This is a genomic window from Janthinobacterium sp. BJB401, from assembly GCF_013372745.1.
GTDB classification, from domain to species: Bacteria; Pseudomonadota; Gammaproteobacteria; order Burkholderiales; family Burkholderiaceae_D; genus Janthinobacterium; species Janthinobacterium rivuli.
In genome coordinates this window covers 68,926-89,263 of the sequence record NZ_JABXFH010000024.1, presented here as the reverse complement: position 1 = coordinate 89,263, position 20,338 = coordinate 68,926, and the positions used below count along the sequence as shown (strand labels likewise).

The window sequence follows — 20,338 nt, the reverse complement described above, 5'->3', positions numbered from 1 at the left end:
CATTCTATGCTGGTTCTTTGAGGCAGTTGACCATCCAGGCGACGCCGAACTGGTCTTTCAGCATGCCGAAGCGCTTGGCCCAGAACGTTTCCTCCAGGGGCATCTGGATGTTGCCGTCACGCGCCAGCGCGTCGAAGACCCGTTCCGCCTCTTCCGGCGTATCGACGGTCAGGCAGATCGAGCTGCCGTGCATGCCCTTGGCGCCATCTTCGCTGCAGCCGCCGTCCGAGCCCATCAGCATGGTCGGTCCCAGCTGCACCGAGCCGTGCATGATCTTGTCATACCAGTCTTCCTTGACTTGCTCCTGCATCGGCGTGCCGCGATACGGCATCAGGCACAGGTCGGTGCCATGCAGGTGCTGGCGGTAGTATTCCAGCGCTTGCGCGCAGTTTCCATCGAATTGCAAATACGGTTCGATACGCATGTTGGTCTCCTCTGGTCGTCCCGCAGGCACGATTGCCTGGCGGGGACGTCCCAGTATAGGCGCTCGCCGGCCGATTTCAATCAGTCCGGCGCCATCTCTTGCAGCCGCTCACGCACCTTGCCCAGGGTACCCAGGATGCGTTCGGGGTTGCCGGCAAGCACGGCGCTGCCCAAGTGCAACAAGCTCGTCGCCAGGCTGATCCAGTGCCGCACGTCGTCGTTGCGGGCGATGCGCAGGCGCACCGTGTCGAGCAGGCCGCTGAGCTGGCGCTGCGCCGTGTCCAGGCCGGCCACCGTGTGCCCGGCGGCATCGGCGTACAGCTGGTTGGCTTGCTGGCGCAAGGCCACTTCCAGGGCGAAGACGGCTTGCGCCTGGCTGTGGCTGATGCCATTTTCTCCCTGGCTGGCGCGCCTGCGGATGGCGCGCATGACGGCGCCGTGCAGGGTGACGGCCGCCTGCGACAGGCTGTCGGCCAGTTGCTCGACGCGCATGGCGCTGCTGAGAGCCGCTTCGCGCCGTTCGCTGCGGCTTGTGCCTACCGATCCGTCCATCTTGCCTCCGTGGTGGTGAGGGCGGCGGCCAGCTGCGCGTGTTCGCGCCCCAGTGCCGCCAGTTGCCGGCGCGCCAGGGTATGGCGCAAGCCAAGCAGGCGGTATTCCTCGGTTTTGTTTTGCTGCATGTTTTTCGCCAGCACGGCCAGCAGGCGCTGCGGCGGCGTGTCCGCATACGCGATTTCCACATCGAGCAAGCCGAGCACCATGTCGCGCTCGTTATCGCCGCTTTTGTCATACAGCGCCAGCAAGCTGTCGAGCGCGGCCAGCAGGGCTTGCAGCGGCGCATCGCCGTCGTGCAGCACTTGCGCCAGCTGCGCCCGCTGGCTGGCCGCGCCGCCCAGGCGCGACAATTGCTGCAGCAGCAAGGTGTAGGCGCTCACATGGCGGTCGTCGATGCCGCTGCCGGGCCAGGCGCGGATGGCGGCGCCGGCGGCGGCCAGTTCCGGCCGCACGTCATATGCATCGGCATCGGCCAGCCGGCCCAGCGCCTGCAGGTACAGGCGCACGGCCTGCGCCAGGCGTGCCACGTCCGCCTGCGCGGTACGGCGCTGCGCATCGAGCAGGCGTTCGCGCGCGTCTTCGGCCGGCGACAGATAGGGGCGGGCGCGCTGGTAGCTGTCGACGTGGCGCTGCGACAGTTCGCCGAAGGCGGTCAAGGCATCGGTGCCGGCGGCCAGCGCGCGCACCTGCGCCAGCTCGGGGCGCGCGGTGGCGCAGCCGCACAGCAGAATCGCCAGGCAAAGGTGCTGGCAGAGGTTCAGGCCAAGGGCGCGGCAATGGCGGGCGGGCAGGGCGGGCACGTGACCTCTCGACAGGAAATACTGTATGGAAAGGTATTGTCGTGCCGGCTTGCGCCGCCCGCCTTGTGCCGGCGCAAGCGCGCTGCGATCAGGCGCCGATTGTGCCCGCTGTGCCTGTCAATTGTTCGCGCCAGCCCAGTCCGGCCACGGTGTCGCTGGCGGGACGGTATTCGCAGCCGACCCAGCCTGCGTAGCCGACCTGGTCGAGCAGTTTGAACAGATGGCGGTAGTTGATCTCGCCCGTGCCCGGTTCATGGCGACCCGGCGTATCGGCGATCTGGATGTGGCGGATCAGCGGCAGCAGGGCGCGGATGGTGTTGCTCAGTTCGCCCTCCATGCGCTGCATGTGATAAATGTCGTATTGCAGGAAGATATTGTTGCGCTGGCAGTCGGCGATGATGTCGGCCGCCTGCTGGCTATGGTTCAGAAAGTAACCGGGCATGTCGTAGCGGTTGATCGGCTCGATCAGCACGTTGATGCCATGCGGACGGCAGGCGTCGGCCGCAAATTGCAGGTTGCCGATCAGGCTTTGCCGCGCCCGCTCCAGGCTCATGCCGGGCGGCACGATGCCGGACATGCAGTGCAGCTGTTTCGCCCCGAGCGCCAGCGCGTAATTGAGCGCCAGTTGCACGTTGTTGCGGAATTCCTCGCCGCGGCGCGGATCGCAGGAAATGCCCCGCTCGCCGTGTTCCCAGTCGCCGGGCGGGAAGTTGAAGACGGCCAGCTGCAGATGGTGGCGTTCCAGCCGCATGGCGATCTGCCGCGCCTCGACGGCATAGGGAAACAGAAATTCGACGGCATCGAAACCCGCTTCCCTGGCGGCGGCAAAGCGGTCGAGGAAGGGCAGTTCGGTAAACATCATGCTGAGATTGGCAGCGAAGTTCGGCATGGCGGCACGCAGGTCAATAGGATGGACACTATCCTAGCCCAATTCGGCAATCGGTGGCGTGCATAAAAAAACCGTTCCAGAAACAAGTCCTGGAACGGTTTTTATTGCTGCGATACGCTTACCCGTGGGTATTAGCGGCCGCGGCCGCCGGAGCGATGGTTTGCCGCCGAACGCGGCGCATTACCCGAACGGTTGCCGCCGCCACCGCCGCCCGCTGGGCCGGCGCTGCGTGGCTTGGCGCCGCTGCCGCCGGTTTTCACGCGCACCACGGCGCCAGCTGGCGCGCGGCTGTTGTTGCGGTGACCGCCGGTGCCGCTGCGCAATTGCACAGGCTGGGCGCGGGCGTTCAGGTCGGGCTCGAAGCCTTCGATGACTTCGCGCGGCAGGGTTTGCTTGATCAGCTTTTCGATGTCTTTCAACATTTCGTGCTCATCCACGCAGACCAGCGACACGGCTTCGCCCTTGGCGCCGGCACGGCCCGTGCGGCCGATACGGTGCACATAGTCTTCCGGAATGTTCGGCAAGTCGTAGTTGACGACGTGTGGCAACTGGTCGATATCGATACCGCGCGCGGCGATGTCGGTGGCGACCAGCACTTGCAAGGTGCCATCCTTGAACTCGGACAGCGCGCGCGTGCGTGCCGACTGGCTCTTGTTGCCGTGGATGGCCAGGGCGCCGATGCCGTCCGCGCCCAGCTGCTCGACCAGTTTATTCGCGCCATGCTTGGTGCGTGTAAACACCAGCACTTGCGTCCAGTTGTTCGACTTGATCAGGTAGGACAGCATCGGGTGCTTCTTGTCGCGGTCGACCGGATGGATCTTTTGCTTGATCACTTCCACGGTCGAATTGCGGCGCGCCACTTCGATCATGGCTGGCTTGTTCAGCAAGCCGTCGGCCAGGGCCTTGATCTCTTCCGAGAACGTGGCCGAAAACAGCAGGTTCTGGCGTTTTGGCGGCAGCACGGCCAGCACTTTCTTGATGTCGCGGATGAAGCCCATGTCGAGCATGCGGTCGGCTTCGTCGAGAATCAGGATTTCCACTTTCGACAGGTCGACCGTGCCCTGGCCCATGTGGTCCAGCAAGCGGCCCGGCGTGGCGACGAGGATGTCGACGCCATGCTTCAATTGCTTGATTTGCGGGTTGATGCCGACGCCGCCGAAGATCACGGTCGAGTTCAATTTGGTGTATTTGCTGTAGGCGCGCACGCTTTCCTCGACCTGCGCGGCGAGTTCGCGCGTCGGGGCCAGGATCAGGGCGCGGATCGGGCGCGTCGAGGTGTTGCTGGTGATGGATGCGCCATTGGCGTCCGTCGACAGGCGGTGCAGCACGGGCAGGGTGAAGCCGGCCGTCTTGCCGGTACCGGTTTGTGCACCGGCCAGCAAGTCGCCGCCAGCCAGCACGGCGGGAATCGCCTGCGACTGAATCGGGGTCGGCACGGTGTAGCCGTGTTCGGTAACGGCACGTACGATAGCGTCGGACAATCCGAGGGAGGAAAAGGACATGGTAACTTTATTGTGAGATCGGCCTGTCGCCATCGTGAGGCGCCAGTCGCAGGCAATCAGATTAGGGGTCGAAAGACAGCGGCAAGGGGACTGGTCATATGTGCCGCACACGCGAAGTATAACAGCATGGCAAAAACGCGCCTGTTTTGTTTCAGCTTTGCAATGCCGCAAGTAAAGAAAAGTCAGGCCAAGGCGCGCTGCCGTCCTGGAAAGCCTGAGCCATACGATAGGTAAACGGGGCAGTGGCGATGTGATCACGGGCAAGGCGGCCTTTCGCCGCCGCCTGGACATGGCGTGCCCGAGCGCAAGACGCGCGGGAGGCGTTTTAGCGCATGCGACAGTTGTCGCACATAGCGCTTGCGTGCGTGTGACTCTTGTCGCATAATTGCGTCAATAGTCACTAAAAGGATGCACCATGAGCACGCCCTCCGTCACCGAACTGTCGTTATTGAAAGCCTTGTGGAAAGACCACCCGCTATCCGCGCGCGAATTGCACGCCAGGGTGGAAGACGAGCTGGGATGGTCGTTTTCATCCACGCGCAAGACGCTCGAACGCATGCTGGACAAGGGCATGCTGCTGCAGCGCAGCGTGCATGGCGTGCTCGTGTATGAAGCGAACGTGGACAAGGTGGCCACGCTGGCCGCGTTCGCCCACGACTTTGGCCGGCGCGTGATGGAAATCGACAGTCCCTTGCCGGTCAGTATGTTTACGGGCAGCAAACTCGTGGACCAGCAGGAGCTGGCGGCGCTGGAGCAATTGCTGCAGGACTGGCCGCTCGAGGGAAAGGACTAAGCGATGCTGCTGTTTTCCCTCACACTGTTGCAGGCCAGCGTCGCCTGTCTCGTGACCGGTCCGCTGCTGTGGGCATTGCTGAGCCTGGCGCAACGGCGCTGGCCCGCGCTGGCGGCGCAGCGCAGCGTGTGGCTAGTCGCGCAACTGGTGCTGGCCGCCGTGTTCGTGCTGCCGCTGCTGCCTGACACGCGGCAACTGAGCGTGGTGCCCGAACTGAGCGTGCCCGTTTCGCTGGCCGGCGCCGCGCCCGACGTGCAGCTGGCCATGGCTGGGCCAGCTGCCGGGCTGCCACCCACTGCTTCCTGGCTGGCCCTGGTGCCATCCGCCTGGGGTCTGATCTACCTGCTGGGCGTCGCTTGCGCAGCCTGGCGCTGGCAGCGTGGCCACGCCATGTTGCGCAGCTTGCTGCAACTGGCGCAGCGCCGCCGCCTGCACGGCATGGACGTGCTGGAAGTGGCGGCGCCGATCTCGCCGATGCTGGTGGGCGTGTGGCGGCCGCGTCTGCTGTTGCCGGCGCACCTGGCGCAATTTACGCCGGAACAGCAGCAACTGGTGATCGCCCATGAGCTGACCCATGCACGCCGGCGCGACCCCGTGCTCCTGCTGCTGGCCAATATGCTGCAGGCGCTGCTGTGGTTCAATCCGGCCGCGCGCTGGCTGGCCGGCCAGCTGGCTTGGGCGCAAGAGCTCGGTTGCGACCGCCAGGTACTGGCTGGCCGGCCCCCGCGCCAGCGCCAGCAATATGCGGCGGCCCTGGTCAGGCAACTGGGCCTGCAGGCCCAGCCGCTGCCGGGGCTGGCCTTTGGCGGCGGCGGCATGGCCGAGCGCCTGCTGCGCATGCGTGACGGGCAGGCGCGCCCATCCACGGCCCTGCGGGTGCTGACGGCGCTGCTGCTGTGCGCGATCGGCGCGGCCAGCCTGGCGCTGCAGCCGGCACTGGCGTGGGCCGTGGCAGCCGCGCCGGCAAGCATGCTCGCTGCGCCGGCGACGGCGCCAGCTCTCTTGCGCAATCCCCTGGACAGCATGCGCGTGACCGGCTTCTTTGGCGTCGTGCGCGAGTTGACACCGCAAGGCCATCGCGGCATCGATCTGGGCGCCAGGCGCGGCACGCCCGTGCATGCGGCGGCCGACGGCATCGCCAGCGTCAGCGAAGATGCGCGCCTCGGCAAGGCCGTGCGCATCGACCATGGCGCTGGCGTCGCGTCGCTGTATGCCCATCTCGACCGGGTCACGCTGACGACCGGCATGGCCGTCACGGCAGGGCAGGCCATCGGCACCGTGGGCGCCACCGGTCTGGCGACGGGGCCGCATTTGCATTTCGAGGTCACCCGCGACGGGCGCTTGCAGGATCCGCGACAGTGGCTGGCCGGCCTCGATGCCAACGCCACCGCGCGCGCCCTGCGCATGCGCAAGGAACAATTCGGCCATTAGCGTGAGCTGGCCACGGGGCGGCTGAGCGCGGGAACGCGCCAGCCGACACCACCACAGACCTTTCAGGATTTCCCATGCGATTGAGTATTGTATTGTGCAGCCTTGCGCTGCCCTTGACGGCGCACGTGCGTGCCGAAGACGTCCTGCCTTCCGTGACGGTCACTGCGGGCAAGGTGGAGCAGCGCCGCAACGACACCGTCGCCGCCATCGTCGTCGGCCACGAGGAATTGATACGCCAGGGCGACCGTGCCCTGTCCGACGCCCTGAAACGCCTGCCCGGCATTACCATCGGCGGCACGGCTTCGGGCACGGCTGGCGGGCAAATCCAGCTGCGCGGACTGGGCCAGGGTTACACCTTGATCATGCTCGACGGCGTGCCCGTGCCGCCCGGTTTTTCGCTCGACTCGCTGGACCCGGAACTGGTCGAGCGCGTGGAAATCATGCGTGCCGCCACGGCGCAATTTTCCGCCCAGGCGATCGCCGGTTCCATCAATATCGTGCTGAAAAAATCGGGCAAGCGGCGCGAACGCACCTTCAAGCTGGGGGCGTCCGGCAGCCACGGCATGCCCGCCGGCAGCGCCACCGTGCAGTGGGCGGACAAGGACGGCCGCCTGTCGTATGCGCTGGCCGGCACGCTCGCGCACACGGGGCGCCGGGGCTTGCTCGACGAATGGAACCGCGCATTTGATGGCGAAGGCAGGCCCACGGTGGTGCGCCATATGCCGCTGACCGAGCGCGTGACCAGCGATACGTTCGAGCTGGCGCCCCGTTTGCAATGGGCGCTGGCGGGCGAAGACAGCCTGGCCTGGCAAAGCCTGGTCAGCTTGCGCCGCCTGGCCAGCCGCCGCCAGGTCGTGGAAACGGCTTACCTGGGCAGCCATACCGACTATCCGGACAACGACGCCGCGTTCACTCAGGACAGCGGCACCGTGCGCAGCGATCTGCACTGGCTGCGCAAGTTCGGAACAGGGGATAGCCTCGACATGAAACTGGGCCTCGATGCCAATCACCGTGGCAGCGACTATCTGTTCCAGGGCGTCAGCGCCACACCCGGGCCGGCGAATGTGCGCCGGGTCGATGCGGGCCTCGATGATGTGGGCGTGCAGACCAGCGGCACCTATCGCCGGGCTCTGGGCCAGGGACATGCGCTGGCGGCGGGCTGGGATGCGGGCAGCCGGCGGCGCACGGAGTTCCGCCGCGAACGCCAGCTGTCGCCGGGCGGGCCACCCGTGCTGCCGGACGAAGACTATGCGGCCACGGTGCGGCGCCTGGCCCTGTTCGCGCAGGATGAATGGGATATCTCCGCGCGCTGGTCGCTGTATCTGGGGCTGCGCTGGGAAACCTTGCGCACGGCCAGCGCCAATGGTGGCGCGCAGCGCCGCGTCGACGTGCGCGCGCAGGTATGGAGTCCCGTGCTGCAAAGCCTGTGGAAGCTGGCCGGCAAGGATCAGGTGCGCCTGGCCGTCACCCGCACCTACAAGGCGCCGCAGATTTTCCAGCTGATCCCGCGCCCTTATCTCAACGACAACGGCAATAGTCCCGTGAACCCCGACAACCAGGGCAACCCGGCGCTGCGCCCGGAGCTGGCGTGGGGTCTGGATGCGGCCTATGAATACTATCTTGGGCAAGGCGCCATGCTGGGCGCCAGCGCCTCGCTGCGGCGCATCAGCGATGTGATGCTGGACCGGCTGTATCAGGACCAGGGGCGCTGGGTGGCCACGCCCGTCAATCAGGGCAGGGCGCAGGTGCGCAGCATCGAACTGGAAGCGAAGCTGCCGCTGTCGGCGCTGTGGGCAGGCGCCCCCGCGCTGGACCTGCGGGCGAACGTGGCGCGCAACTGGTCGACGCTGGACGCCGTCGCCGGCCCGGACAACCGCCTCGATGGCCAACTGCCGTGGAGCGCCAACCTGGGCGCCGATTACCGGCTGGCCGGCAAGCCCTTGACCCTGGGCGGCAATCTGCATTACCAGGGCGGCGGACGGACGCGCGAGTCAAGCCAGCTGCTGGCCTGGCAGGGCGCCCGGCGCGAACTGGATCTGTACGCGTTGTGGACCTTCAGCGACCAGCTGCGCCTGCGCGTCTCGGGCGCCAATCTGCTGCGCCAGCGTGAGCGCACGCGCAGCCTGTATGCGGATGGCGGCGGCAGCCTGCTGCGCACGGTCGATACGGGCAGCTACCGCACCCTGCGCGTCATGCTCGAAGGCGCCTTGTAGGTTTTATTCAGTCGTCGATCTCGTCGACGGCATAACGTACGCCCTGCGCATCGAGCCAGGCGCGCACGGTCTCCATGCCGTGCCACGGGTCCGGGCGCAGGTGCTGGCACACATACAGGCCGGCATCCGTCAGCCTGGCCTCGGTGTCAGGCATGGCGCCGCCGGGCGGGCGCGGCGCCGGAGCCACCAACTCTGGCAGCTGTGCAAGGTGCTGGCGCTGTTCCTGCGTCAGGCTGGCCGTGATCCTGAATTCAAATCCCATGTGTTCTCCTTGATGTGTCGCTTGCTGTTGCGGTCATTTTTCATTATCGAAAAAATTGCACATAGCTTGGCATTCTTTCCGTTTTTGTTTTCAAACCATCTCGTCCATACTGCATAGCACTGGCCCGGCACACACAGGGTGACGCAAGGGCAGGAGCGGAAGCACCGTATAACGACCTCTCTTTTTTATATTCAATTATTTTCACTAAGGAAAACATCATGCCTATCGCCACCGCCCAAGCCGCACAAAAACTGCTGACCCCGAACGATCATACCCTGATCATGATCGACCACCAGTCGCAAATGGCCTTCGCAACCCGTTCCATTGACCTGGCCCTGCTGCGTAACAACGCGGCCCTGGTGGCCAAGGCGGCAGCGGAATTCAAGGTGCCGACGATTTTGACGACGGTGGCGGCGAAATCATTCTCCGGCCCGATCTTCGACGAGATCCAGTCCGTCTTCCCGGATCAGGCGCCGATCGACCGCACCAGCATGAACACCTGGGAAGATGCGCGCATCGCCGACAAGGTGAATGGCTACGGCAAGGGCAAGATCGTGCTGGCCGGCCTGTGGACGTCCGTGTGCATCGTCGGCCCTGCGCTGTCGGCGCTGGAGCAAGGTTTTGACGTCTACGTGATCGCCGACGCCAGCGGCGACGTCTCCGACGAAGCGCATGCGATGGCCATGCAGCGCATGATACAGGCGGGCGCGCAGCCGCTGACGTCCGTGCAATACTTGCTGGAACTGCAGCGCGACTGGGCCCGCGGCGAGACCTACAATGAAACGGTGGCGACGGCCGTGGCGCATGGCGGCGGCTATGGCCTGGGCTTGATCTACGCCAAATCCATGTTCAACGCCAGCGAAGGCCATTGATTTTTCGCTGATTTTGGCTCCGCCGCCCGCCGGCGGGGCCGTGTTTTCATTTGATTGGGGAGTTCCCATGCACGCACACACGATCATGCTCAACGGCCGTTTCCATACGGTCGACAGGACGCAGCCGCTGGCGTCCGCCGTCGCCATCGCCGATGGCAAATTCCTCGCCGTCGGCGACGTGGAAGACGCGATGCGCCACCGCGGCCCCGCCACGCAGGTGATTGACCTCGATGGCCGTACGGTGATTCCCGGCCTGAACGATTCGCACCTGCACCTGATCCGCGGCGGCTTGAACTACAACCTGGAATTGCGCTGGGAAGGCGTGCCTTCGCTGGCCGACGCCTTGCGCATGCTCAAGGAGCAAGCCTTGCGCACGCCGAATCCGCAATGGGTGCGCGTGGTGGGCGGCTGGACGGAATTCCAGTTCGCGGAAAAGCGCATGCCGACCCTCGATGAAATCAATGCGGCCGCGCCCGACACGCCCGTCTTCATCCTGCACCTGTACGACCGCGCCCTGCTCAACCGCGCCGCCCTACGCGCCGTCGGCTACGACAAGAACACGCCGAATCCGCCCGGCGGCGAAATCGTGCGCGATGCGGCCGGCAATCCGACCGGCCTGCTGATCGCCCGCCCGAACGCCATGATCCTGTATGCGACCCTGGCGAAAGGCCCGAGCCTGCCGCGCGAGCTGCAAGTGAACTCCACGCGCCAGTTCATGCGCGAATTGAACCGCCTCGGCATCACCAGCGCCATCGATGCGGGCGGCGGCTTCCAGAATTATCCCGAGGATTACGCCGTCGTCGACGAACTGGCGCAAAAAGAGCAACTGACCATCCGCATCGCCTACAACCTGTTCACGCAAAACAAGGGCGCGGAATTGCAGGACTTCCAGAAGTGGACCGGCATGGTGAAACCCGGCGACGGCACGGATTTTTACCGCCACAATGGCGCCGGCGAAATGCTGGTCTTTTCCGCCGCCGACTTCGAGGATTTCCTCGAGCCGCGCCCCGAGCTGGCGGCCGGCATGGAAGATGAGCTGGAAAAGGTCGTGCGCCACCTGGTCGAGCAACGCTGGCCGTTCCGCCTGCACGCCACCTATGACGAATCGATCAGCCGCATGCTCGACGTGTTTGAAAAGGTCAACCGCGACACCCCGTTCGCCGGCCTGCACTGGCTGTTCGACCACGCGGAAACCATCAGCCCGAAAAACATCGACCGCGTCAGGGCGCTCGGTGGTGGCCTGGCCATCCAGCACCGCATGGCCTTCCAGGGCGAGTATTTCGTCGAGCGTTATGGCGCGGATGCCGCCAAGGCCACGCCACCCGTGCAGCGCATGCTCGACGCGGGCGTGCCCGTCGGCGGCGGCACCGACGCCACGCGGGTCGCCAGCTACAACCCGTGGACGGCGCTGTACTGGCTGGTGTCGGGGCGCACCGTGGGCGGCCTGGCCCTGACGGATGCGGCGGGCAGACTGTCGCGCGACACGGCGCTGGAACTGTGGACGGCGGGCAGCGCCTGGTTCTCGAGTGAACAAGGCAAGAAGGGGCGCATCCGGGAGGGCATGCTGGCCGACCTGTCCGTGTTGTCGGCCGATTATTTCACGGTGCCGGAAGAAGCGATCAAGTCGATCGAATCCGTGCTGACCATCGTCGGCGGCAAGGTCGTCTACGGCCAGGGGCCATTTTCGGCACTGGCGCCGCCTTTGATTCCCGTGCTGCCCGAGTGGTCGCCCGTGCGCGCGGTGCCCGGCCATTACCGGCCCGTGGCGAAGCAGGCGCAAGCCGCCATGCCGCACCAGTGCGCGGGCGCCTGCGGCGTGCATGCGCACGCCCACGACCGGGCGCGCAAATCGGCCGTGCCGATCAGTGACTTTTCCGGCTTCTGGGGCACGCTCGGCTGCAGCTGTTTCGCCTTCTAGCCGGTGGCGCGCCTTATTTGGAAATGCGCAGGATGGCCGAGGCGAGCCGCGTGAAACAGGGACTCAGCTCGCTCTCGGTGGCCGCATAGCAGTACAGGCCCACGGGTTCGGTCGGCTTGCGGCAACGGTTTGGTGCATCCGCCGTATTGGCCATGCAGCGCAGCAAGTCCTCGCCGATTTCATTGTCCGGCCCGGCCTTGGCCTTCAGCGCGGCACCCATGCCCAGAGTAAATATGTAGGTATTTTCCAGGCGTGCCTTGCTGGCCATCGCCTCTGCCAGGTTGCGCGATGCACGGTGCATATTGATCCACTGGAGTTTTCTGGTGGACATATCTTTGCTCACCGCACGCGGCGTAGTGGTCACGATGGGGAATTCGCGTGCCGTCGGATCGTCGGCCTGGGCGGGGAGATTGTGCGCGTTATACCAGGTCGGCAATTCACTGATCAGGTTTCTGGTGCAATAGGTCTCGGGCGCGAGCTTGGCGCTGCTTGCATTGATACGGTACAGTCCATCTGTCGCAAAACCGCTCGATGGTAAATCGTCGTACACGGCCAGCGCTCCCGCTTTCGTGCAATTGCCCGTGGTAGCGGGGAAAAAGTAAGAGGAAAAGGCGGACGGAGATCCATCGGAAAAGAACACGATGACGCGCAGGCTGGAGCGATTGTTCTGGCTGATGCTATTGAGCTGATCCTGAGCATTCCACATGCCTTCCGAGTAATTCGTGCCGCCTCCGAACTTGTAGCCATTGATGGCATTGCCAGCCTGCGTGCGATCGAAGCCGCGATCGCTTGTCTTGATCGGCAGATCGAGCTGCGCGCCGCTGGCAAAATGCAGCAAGCCGACGCGGTCCACGGTGGAATTGAATTTATTCAGGAAGGACTTGCCCGCCGCCCGCACGGCGTCGGCATTGCTAGCCAGCGAGCCCGAGGTATCCATCACCAGCACCATGTCCAGATCCTTGCGGATGGTTTGCGCGGTGGCGGCCACGTTCAAGGTCTTGAAGCCGAGTACGCCCATCAGCGAGACGGGCAGCGAGGCGGTGGCAGAGACGTCGATGGTGACGATGCCCTTGTCGAACGTGACGCCGACGGGGTTGAGGGTCGGCGTCGACAGCAGGAACTGGTCCGGATAATTGATGTCAAAAAATTCCTTGGCCGACTGGCGCGCATTGGTCCGCTGTTCCTCTTCCGAGCTGCCCGCCGTGACGCCGCGCGCCGCCGCCAGGCTGGCCGAATCGACGGCCGCGTTGAGCTTGGCCTTGACGAAGTAGCCGAGGGCCGAATCGACGGCCAGGCCCACCGAGGCGATCAAGACGACGGCCGATAGCGCCACCATGATCAGCACTTGCCCGCCTTGCCGCTTGTGTGGAATGCGCATCAGAATACCGTCATCGAAGTGAGGTTGGGGCCCAGAACGGGCGTCGTGCTGTTGCCAATTTTCAAGCTGCCGAACAGCATGTCGAAATTGTAGAAAGTTTCCACGGCGTAGATCAGTTCGCCGTCGGACAGCTGGTCCCGCATCAACGCCACCGTGGGGGCGGACTCGTCCTTGGCGATGCCCGTGCACGCGCCATTGCTCCAGCTGCCGCATTGCCACACCTGGCTGGCGGGCAGGTAGCCGCTGGCCTTCGCGCCCGCATCCCAGCGGTACTGTTCCAGCACGATGTTGCGCATGCCGCTCTTGGCCGTGTAGCCCATGATCTTGGTGATATAGATCATGCCGCGCTGGTTCATGTCCAGCGGCGGCGTGCTGGCCGCCAGCGCATTCATGATGGCCTGGCTAGATCCGCTCAGGTCGGAGGTGGAGCGCGAGGCCAGGTTGGCGCCTTCGCGGCTGATGTTGAGCAGGATGGTCTTGGCCTGGATGGCGCGCGACAGATCGACCACCATGAACAGCAGCAGCGCCAGCAGCGGCAGCACGATGGCAAATTCCACGGCGGCGATGCCGCGCGCGGCGCGCGCAGGAAAGTAGCCGCGCATCACAGGCCGCCAAAGCTTTCATTGCGCATGGTGGCCGCCACGACGAAATGCGCCTGGCCATCGCGGAACAGGGCACGGATCAAAGGCGTGGCAAACGCCCAGCGGCAATCGACGGTAATGACGACGATATCGCCGGCCTGGCCGAACATGGCGGCGCCGACCGCATCGCTGCCGTTGACGGAGATCACGGGGCTGACCTTGTCATACATGCCCATGGAGCTGTCGCGTATTTTTTGCATCACGGCCTGGTAACGCTGCTGGTTGGCGCTGTCGGGGTCGAGGTCCTTGGCCCCCGTGACGGCATAGCGCGCGCCTTCGCGCACCGCGTGCTGCATGGTCATATTGGCAAAATAGGCCATGCTCAATTCGATGATGCCGATTATCAGCATAAGAAAGACCGGTGTGATCAGGGCCAATTCAAGCAGCGTGGTGCCGCCTTGTCCGTCGTGCTTGCGGAATATGCGGGAATCGGCCTGTTTTAAACGCATGGGAATAATCCGGTTAAGTTCCGCGATGACGAATGTCGGGCGGATGGCATTGCGCCATTTGACTGGCGATTATTTTATATCGATTTTCAATGGCGTGTCCGCCATTTAAATTATTACAGGTCAAGATAATCGTAATTAACTGCCTTATTTCAATTGTGCCGGCCCCGTCCCCACAGGGCCGGGAGTAATATGCGCGGGTAGGAAAACAGGCCTGGTGTCAGGATTGTCCTGCGTGCAGGCAAGGACTTGTTTTGCAAGGTGATGCAACAAAATGCTGCAATGTAAGCAACAGCAGCGGTGGCAGCTGCGATGGCGCACTCGCGGTGCGTCCGCCCTGGCCACGCTGCTCCTCCATCGGCACACGCCCGCCATGCGGCGTCCGCTGGCCTGGGTCACGCACCGCGTGTGCGCATGCCGGACCAAGGCCTCTTCCTTCGTGCCCCCATGACTTTTTCCCCCTGCGCGCGGCAGCAGAAGGCGCGCGCGGACGAGGCAGGCAACCCGATTCGGATCAACAACATTCCCCGAGGGGAGTGGGCTTCAAGTAAAGAGGTAAAGCATGTCAACAAACAATGTCATCCGCGTCATGCTGGTGTCGGACCACAAGACCTGGCTGTGGGGCCTGGAGCAGTTGTTCGCCAGCGCCCAGCCGGCGATGCAGGTGGTGGCCAGTTCCACCGAGATCGACAGCGCGCTGCTGCTGGCGCGGACCCTGTGCCCCGACGTCATCGTGCTGGACGCCGACCTGGGCTGCGGCGGCGCCTGCGCCATCGATTACCTGCCGCAGCTGCTCGGCAATGGCGTGTCGCGCGCAATGCTGTTCAGCGGCACGCAGGACCAGGCCGCCTGCGGGCGCGCCGTGCGCAGCGGCGCGCGCGCGGTGGTGGGCAAGGAAACGCCCGTCAAGCAAATGGTCGACGCCATCGCCCGCCTGCATCAGGGCGAGTTGTGCCTGGATCCGGCGCTGCTCGACAGCATGCTGGGCGTGCTGAACAAGCCGGAAGCGGCGCCCGATCCGGAAGAGCAGCGGATCGCCAGGCTGACGCTGAAGGAGCGCAAGATCGTTGCCATGATGGTGGAAGGAAATGGCGCGCTGAACCGCGCGATCGCCCAGCGCGCTTTTATCTCGGAGCAAACCTTGCGTAATCATTTGACATCGATCTACAGCAAGCTCGACGTCACTAACCGCCTGGAATTATATGTGTACGCCACCCGCAACCGGCTGGCCGAGCCCATCCATGCGGAATGACAGTACATATGTCCTGATTATAGACAAAAAATTAAGATGTTTTGTACTGCGCACAAAATGACTTTTCTCTGATTCGATTTTATGTTTGTTTATATAAAATACACGCATCAGAAATTGGCAAATAAAAACAAGGATAATGTTTTTATTTTCAGACTGTATTTTCAGTTTTTATCATGTTTAAAACTTGACCTGAAAGGGAATAATATGAATTTCATTAAAAACTTTATCGCCGAAGAAGATGGCGTGACTGCCATCGAATATGCGCTGATCGCGGCATTGGTGGCTGCGGCGCTGGTCACGGCCGTCGGCTATTTCACCACCGGCCTCGATGGCGCCTTCAAGGCGATCGGCACCAAGCTGACGGGCGCGGCGATTTAAAACGCCTGCCCACCGCGCTGCACCCGACAGGCCGGCTGCCCATGCGCACCGGCCTGCCGACTTCCCGCCCAACGATGCGCATGCTGTCATGCGCTCGGCTTGCATCAGGTACACGATGGACCCTCATTCTTTCTGGACGTTCAGCCCCGCCATAGCCCTGTGGGGGCTGCTTGCCGCGGCTGTCTGGCATGACGTGCGCCGCCGGCGCATTCCCAACCGGCTGGTGTTTGCCGGCGCCGTGCTGGGCGTGCTGCTCAACAGCCTGGCCTTGCCCGGGGTAACGCCGGCCGGACCGTGGCTGGCGCTGGGCGGCCTGGCCGTCGGCCTGGGCTTGCTGTTGCCCATGCATGCGCTGAAGGCGCTGGGCGCGGGCGACGTCAAGCTGATGGCGATGGTGGGAGCGTTTCTAGGTCCCCGCGCCACCGTGTTTGCCGTGCTGTGCAGCCTGCTCGCCGGCGGCGTGCTGGCGCTGGCCGTGGCCTTGTACCAGGGCACGCTGCGCCAGTCGCTGGGCAATGCCCGTCAATTGCTGCTGCAAGGCTGGCTGCGCGCCGCGGCGGGCGAGGCGCCGCAGCTTGACGCGCCCGCCGCGCCGGGCGGCAACTTGCCGTATGCGATCGCCATTGCCGCCGGCACCGCCATCTGGCTGGCCCTGGCGGCCGGCGGCCAGGCATGACGCGTCCGTCCGGAAACCCCAGTTTTACCAAGAGGAAAAACAATGAGAAATAGCCGCGTTGCGATCGTGCTGCTGCTGGCGTTGCTGATGGCGGGGGGCGCCGTGCTGGCGGCCGCGCGCTGGATGTCAGGGCAGGGCGCGCCAGCCAGCCAGACGGTGATGGTCGCGCTGGTCGATATCGGCGTGGGTGCGAAGGTGACGCCGGCCATGCTGCGCGGCATGGACTGGCCGACCGGCGCCATGCCGCCCGGAGCGTTCGGCGAGGCCGGCCCGCTCGACGGGCGCATCACGCGCAGCGCCGTCAGCAAGGGCGAGCCTGTGCTGGAAAGCAAACTCGCGCCGCCCGGCGCCACGGGCGGCCTGTCGGCCATCGTGGCGGCCGGCAAGCGCGCCATGACCGTGCGCGTCAATGACGTGGTGGGCGTGGCCGGCTTCGCCCTGCCGGGCAATTTCGTCGACATTCTCGTGCATACGCAGGATGACCGCGCCAGGCAGGCGGGCGGCGAGCCGTTGGCCATTTCCAAGATCGTGCTTGAACGCATACTCGTGCTGGCCGTGGCGCAGGAGTCGGGCCGCGACGACAACAAACCCAAGGTGGTCAACGCCGTGACCCTGGAGCTGACGCCGGAGCAGGTGGAAAAGCTGGATCTGGCGCGCAGCGTGGGCAGCCTGTCGCTGGTGCTGCGCAACCAGGTCGATCCCGAACCCGTCAACACGGGCGGCGCCACCAAGGAGTCGCTGCTGGAACTGAAGGCGCCGGCACCGGCGGCCGCGCCGGTGCGCGCGGCGCGGCGCCAACCGGCCCCGGCACGCGCCGCCGCGCGCGACAGCATCACCGTCATCAAGGGCATGGATACGAGCGTCCAGCAATTTTAAAAATCAGCAGGCAAGCGAGCAAGGATGATCGATGAACACATTTCGTAAGCACGCCACGAGTGCGGGCATGCGCCTGGCCCTGGCGGCAGCACTGGCCTGGCCAGCCATCGCCATCGCGGCGGCGCCGGCCAGGCAAGCCGTCATGTCGCCGGTGGCGGCGCCGGCCATGTCGCTGGGCGCCGATATCGCCCGCCTGGGCGAGCCCGTGCGCATCGCCGTGGGCAAGTCCACCTTGCGCAAGCTGAGCTTGCCGGTGTCGCAGATCGCCGTCAACGATGCGAGGGTGGCCGGCGCCAGGATGCTGGGCTCGTCCAGCCAGCTGTTCGTCTGGGGCCTGGCCCCGGGCAGCACCAACCTGATCCTGTGGGACCGGCAGCAGCGCCCCGTGATCGTCGATATTGAAGTCGAGATCGACGTCGAAGGCTTGCAGGCACAGCTGGCCTATGTCTTTCCTGGCGAGCGCGCCGTGAAAGTTGGCGCGGCCGGCGGCAGCATCGTGCTGTCGGGGCAGGTGAGCGACGGCGTCAAGGCCAGCCAGATCCTCGAGATGGCGCAAGCCTATGCGCAGCGCGGCGTGGGCGAGGCGGCTGCACCTTCCGCGCCGGCCGACGCCGCCGCCAGCGCGGGCGGCGGCGTCAAGGTCATCAATATGCTGACGATCGCGGCGCCGCAACAGGTGATGCTGGAAGTGAAGATCGCCGAAGTGTCGAAGACGCTCGTCGACCAGCTCGGCGCCAGCGTGGGCCTCAGCGGCACGCGCGGCAACTGGAGCTACGGCCTGCTGTCGAACCTGCTCAGCGGCAACCCCAGCCAGCTGGGCGCCGTCAACGGCAAGAATGGCAACGGGCTGACGCTTGATGCGCAAAAGCGCGACGGCCTGGTGAAGGTGCTGGCCGAGCCGAACATCATGGCCATCAGTGGCCAGGAAGCCAGTTTCCTGGCGGGCGGCAAGATTTTCATACCGGTCGCGCAAGACAGCACGACCAACAAGATCACGCTGGAAGAAAAGGAATTCGGCATCGCCGTCAAGTTCACGCCCACCGTGCTGGAAGGCGGACGCATCAACCTGAAGGTGGCGCCGGAAGTGTCGGAGCTGAACCGCGAAGGCATCGGCATCACCACGGGCGGGGGCGCCGCCGCCAATGCGGTGCTGCCGGCCTTTACCACGCGGCGCACCACCACCACGGTGCAGCTGTTCGATGGCCAGAGTTTTGCCGTTGGCGGCTTGATCAAGAACAATGTGACGACCAACATCAAGGCCTTGCCCTTCCTGGGCGAGATTCCCGTGCTGGGCGCGCTGTTCCGCAGCAGCGATTTCCAGACCGACCGTACCGAGCTGGTATTCATCATCACGCCGCACCTGGTCAAGCCGCTCGATACCGCCGATGGCGCCGATATCGTGTTGCCGACCGACGCCTACGTGGCGCCGAGCCGCGGCGAGTTCTTCTTGCAGGGAAAAATGGAAGGCGCCGCCGCGCCACGGCCACGCCAGGAAGCGGCCGCGCAGACACCGGCGCCCGGTCCGGACACTCAATAGGAGCACATCATGCAGCATTCTTTTTACTTTCCCGTGCTGCTGGCCGCGCTGGCCGCCAGCGGCTGCGCCGCCACGCCGAACCTGGATCGCCAGTTCGGCCACAGCGTCGCGCAGCTGCGCGCGCGGCAAGTGCTGCCGCCGCAGGCGGGCGCGAACCGCGACCCCGTGGCCGGCATCGACGGCAAGGCCGCTCAGGCCGCCTACGCGGCGTACCAGAAAAGCTTTGCCGCGCCCGCGCCGCAGGGGGCCGCCTTTACCATCGGTGTCGGGACGCGTCCGTGAACCTGGCACCGTCACCACAGAATCAGCAAGGCATATCGTGAAAATCGCCATCCATTCCAGGGATGAAAAAACCCTGTCCGAACTGGGACGGTTGCTGCGCAGCCGCAACCGGCTCGACGAGATCAGCGCCGGCGGCGACTCGCTCGAACCGCTGCTGGCGGCGCAGTCGCTGCCCGACGTGCTGATCTTCGACCGCCCATCGAACGACGGCGCCGACCTGGCCGCCATCGAGCGCCTCAGCAACCTGCATCCGCGCATGGCCTTCATCGTGCTGTGCCACCAGCAGGCGCCCGAATTCCTGCTGCAGGCCATGCGCGCGGGCGTGCGCGACGTGCTGCCGTTTCCCGCCGCGCCGGCCAGCCTGCATGCTGCGCTCGAACGCATCGAGGAAAAGCTGGAGCGGCGCGAGCATGGCAACGGCAAGGTGCTCGCCTTCATTTCCTGCAAGGGCGGCAGCGGCGCCACCTTCATTGCCAGCAACCTCGGTTATGCGCTGGCCGCCGGCGGCCAGCAGCGCGTTGCGCTGATCGACATGAACCTGCATTTTGGCGACGCCTCGCTCTTCGTTTCCGAGAACAAGCCGCTGGCCACCCTGTCCGACGTCACGCGCGACATCCACCGGCTCGACTCCTCGTTCCTCGGGTCGAGCATGCTGCACATCCTGCCCAACTACAGCGTGCTGGCCGCGCCCGAGGATCCGGCCCACGCCAGCGAAGTGGCGCCCGAGCACATCGACGCCATCATCCGGCAAGCCAGGCGCCAGTACGATTTCATCGTGCTCGACGTGGGCCGCAACCTCGACGCCGTCAGCGTGCGCGCGCTCGACCATGCCGACATGATCTTTCCCGTGCTGCAGGCGACCTTGCCGTACATCCGCGACGGCAAGCGCCTGCTGGGCATGTTCCGCTCGCTCGAATACGCGAAGGAAAAGGTGCACATCATCGTCAACCGCCACGACAAGGGCGGCGAAATCCGCCTGCGCGACCTGGAAGCGGCGTATGGCACGGCCGTCTACCGCACGGTGCCGAATCACTACGCTTCGGCGGCCGCCTCGGTCAACCAGGGCATGCCGATTTTGCAGCTCGACAAGGCCAGCCCGATCACCCGCTCGCTGCAGGAGTTCGCCGCCAGCCTGGCCGGTGGCGCGGCCAGCACGGCGCGCCAGGGCTGGCTGGGCCGTGTTCTGCGGCGCGCCTGATTCACCTTTTAAACAG

General features: G+C 65.0%; 21 protein-coding genes. 12 read left to right on the top strand and 9 right to left on the bottom strand.

All coding sequences use genetic code 11. From position 1 onward, the window contains the following. Positions 1 to 4 precede the first annotated feature (4 nt). The 5 genes from HWE17_RS16705 to HWE17_RS16685 all read right to left on the bottom strand — a co-directional run bounded on the left by HWE17_RS16705 (position 5) and on the right by HWE17_RS16685 (position 4,169). A complete protein-coding gene (locus HWE17_RS16705; RefSeq protein WP_035826338.1) occupies positions 5 to 424 on the bottom strand; it encodes a VOC family protein in 420 nt (139 codons plus the stop codon). Between the two features lie 80 nt (positions 425 to 504). Beyond that, a complete protein-coding gene (locus tag HWE17_RS16700; RefSeq protein ID WP_176389508.1) occupies positions 505 to 975 on the bottom strand; it encodes a hypothetical protein in 471 nt (156 codons plus the stop codon). Continuing rightward, positions 960 to 1,778 carry a hypothetical protein gene (locus HWE17_RS16695; RefSeq protein ID WP_176389507.1) on the bottom strand — a complete coding sequence of 273 codons (819 nt, stop codon included), beginning with the start codon at positions 1,776 to 1,778 and terminating at the stop codon, positions 960 to 962. The genes HWE17_RS16700 and HWE17_RS16695 overlap by 16 nt, the downstream gene beginning before the upstream one ends. Positions 1,779 to 1,866: 88 nt before the next feature. Next, complete coding sequence (gene otnI, locus HWE17_RS16690; RefSeq protein ID WP_035826339.1) at positions 1,867 to 2,667, bottom strand: 2-oxo-tetronate isomerase; 801 nt, start codon at positions 2,665 to 2,667, stop codon at positions 1,867 to 1,869. Positions 2,668 to 2,798: 131 nt separating this feature from the next. Beyond that, entirely contained in the window at positions 2,799 to 4,169 is a 1,371-nt protein-coding gene (locus HWE17_RS16685) for a DEAD/DEAH box helicase (RefSeq protein WP_035826342.1), read from the bottom strand. A gap of 415 nt (positions 4,170 to 4,584) precedes the next feature. Here HWE17_RS16685 and HWE17_RS16680 point away from each other — a divergent pair, with 415 nt between their 5' ends. From HWE17_RS16680 to HWE17_RS16670, 3 genes are all read left to right on the top strand, one after another. Continuing rightward, a complete protein-coding gene (locus HWE17_RS16680) occupies positions 4,585 to 4,962 on the top strand; it encodes a BlaI/MecI/CopY family transcriptional regulator (protein WP_035826344.1) in 378 nt (125 codons plus the stop codon). 3 nt (positions 4,963 to 4,965) lie between these two features. Further along, a complete protein-coding gene (locus tag HWE17_RS16675) occupies positions 4,966 to 6,393 on the top strand; it encodes a M23/M56 family metallopeptidase (RefSeq protein WP_176389506.1) in 1,428 nt (475 codons plus the stop codon). A 74-nt stretch (positions 6,394 to 6,467) separates the two neighbouring features. Continuing rightward, positions 6,468 to 8,606, top strand: coding sequence for a TonB-dependent siderophore receptor (locus HWE17_RS16670; RefSeq protein ID WP_035826349.1), 2,139 nt, complete (start codon positions 6,468 to 6,470; stop codon positions 8,604 to 8,606). A gap of 7 nt (positions 8,607 to 8,613) precedes the next feature. Here HWE17_RS16670 and HWE17_RS16665 read toward each other — a convergent pair whose 3' ends face one another. Then, entirely contained in the window at positions 8,614 to 8,868 is a 255-nt protein-coding gene (locus HWE17_RS16665) for a hypothetical protein (RefSeq protein ID WP_099402614.1), read from the bottom strand. Positions 8,869 to 9,086: 218 nt separating this feature from the next. On the opposite strand from HWE17_RS16665, the gene HWE17_RS16660 reads away from it, so the two are divergent. Next, complete coding sequence (locus tag HWE17_RS16660) at positions 9,087 to 9,740, top strand: hydrolase (RefSeq protein WP_035826352.1); 654 nt, start codon at positions 9,087 to 9,089, stop codon at positions 9,738 to 9,740. Between the two features lie 67 nt (positions 9,741 to 9,807). After that, positions 9,808 to 11,658: an amidohydrolase gene (locus HWE17_RS16655; protein ID WP_176389505.1), complete on the top strand. Its 1,851-nt coding sequence runs from the start codon at positions 9,808 to 9,810 to the stop codon at positions 11,656 to 11,658. Positions 11,659 to 11,671: 13 nt separating this feature from the next. On the opposite strand, the gene HWE17_RS16650 is transcribed toward HWE17_RS16655, so the two are convergent. From HWE17_RS16650 to HWE17_RS16640, 3 genes are read right to left on the bottom strand one after another with little or no spacing between them, the layout of a single operon-like run. Next, positions 11,672 to 13,036 (bottom strand): VWA domain-containing protein, encoded by a 1,365-nt coding sequence (locus HWE17_RS16650; RefSeq protein WP_176389504.1) that lies wholly within the window; start codon positions 13,034 to 13,036, stop codon positions 11,672 to 11,674. Beyond that, on the bottom strand, positions 13,036 to 13,638 hold the full coding sequence (locus HWE17_RS16645; RefSeq protein ID WP_176389503.1) for a TadE/TadG family type IV pilus assembly protein: 603 nt from the start codon (positions 13,636 to 13,638) through the stop codon (positions 13,036 to 13,038). Before HWE17_RS16645 ends, HWE17_RS16650 begins: the two co-directional genes overlap by 1 nt. Further along, a complete protein-coding gene (locus tag HWE17_RS16640) occupies positions 13,638 to 14,126 on the bottom strand; it encodes a TadE/TadG family type IV pilus assembly protein (RefSeq protein ID WP_099402618.1) in 489 nt (162 codons plus the stop codon). Before HWE17_RS16640 ends, HWE17_RS16645 begins: the two co-directional genes overlap by 1 nt. A gap of 559 nt (positions 14,127 to 14,685) precedes the next feature. On the opposite strand from HWE17_RS16640, the gene HWE17_RS16635 reads away from it, so the two are divergent. From HWE17_RS16635 to HWE17_RS16605, 7 genes are all read left to right on the top strand, one after another. Further along, positions 14,686 to 15,375, top strand: coding sequence for a response regulator transcription factor (locus HWE17_RS16635; protein WP_099402619.1), 690 nt, complete (start codon positions 14,686 to 14,688; stop codon positions 15,373 to 15,375). 204 nt (positions 15,376 to 15,579) lie between these two features. Beyond that, positions 15,580 to 15,753, top strand: a complete 174-nt coding sequence (locus HWE17_RS16630; RefSeq protein WP_071650303.1) for a Flp family type IVb pilin — start codon at positions 15,580 to 15,582, stop codon at positions 15,751 to 15,753. Positions 15,754 to 15,868: 115 nt separating this feature from the next. Further along, complete coding sequence (locus HWE17_RS16625; protein ID WP_099402620.1) at positions 15,869 to 16,429, top strand: prepilin peptidase; 561 nt, start codon at positions 15,869 to 15,871, stop codon at positions 16,427 to 16,429. A gap of 42 nt (positions 16,430 to 16,471) precedes the next feature. After that, complete coding sequence (cpaB, locus tag HWE17_RS16620; RefSeq protein ID WP_176389502.1) at positions 16,472 to 17,305, top strand: Flp pilus assembly protein CpaB; 834 nt, start codon at positions 16,472 to 16,474, stop codon at positions 17,303 to 17,305. A 31-nt stretch (positions 17,306 to 17,336) separates the two neighbouring features. Further along, positions 17,337 to 18,842, top strand: coding sequence for a type II and III secretion system protein family protein (locus HWE17_RS16615; RefSeq protein ID WP_176389501.1), 1,506 nt, complete (start codon positions 17,337 to 17,339; stop codon positions 18,840 to 18,842). A 9-nt stretch (positions 18,843 to 18,851) separates the two neighbouring features. Then, complete coding sequence (locus HWE17_RS16610; protein WP_176389500.1) at positions 18,852 to 19,124, top strand: pilus assembly protein; 273 nt, start codon at positions 18,852 to 18,854, stop codon at positions 19,122 to 19,124. A gap of 37 nt (positions 19,125 to 19,161) precedes the next feature. Further along, positions 19,162 to 20,322, top strand: coding sequence for an AAA family ATPase (locus tag HWE17_RS16605; RefSeq protein WP_176389499.1), 1,161 nt, complete (start codon positions 19,162 to 19,164; stop codon positions 20,320 to 20,322). Positions 20,323 to 20,338: the final 16 nt, after the last annotated feature.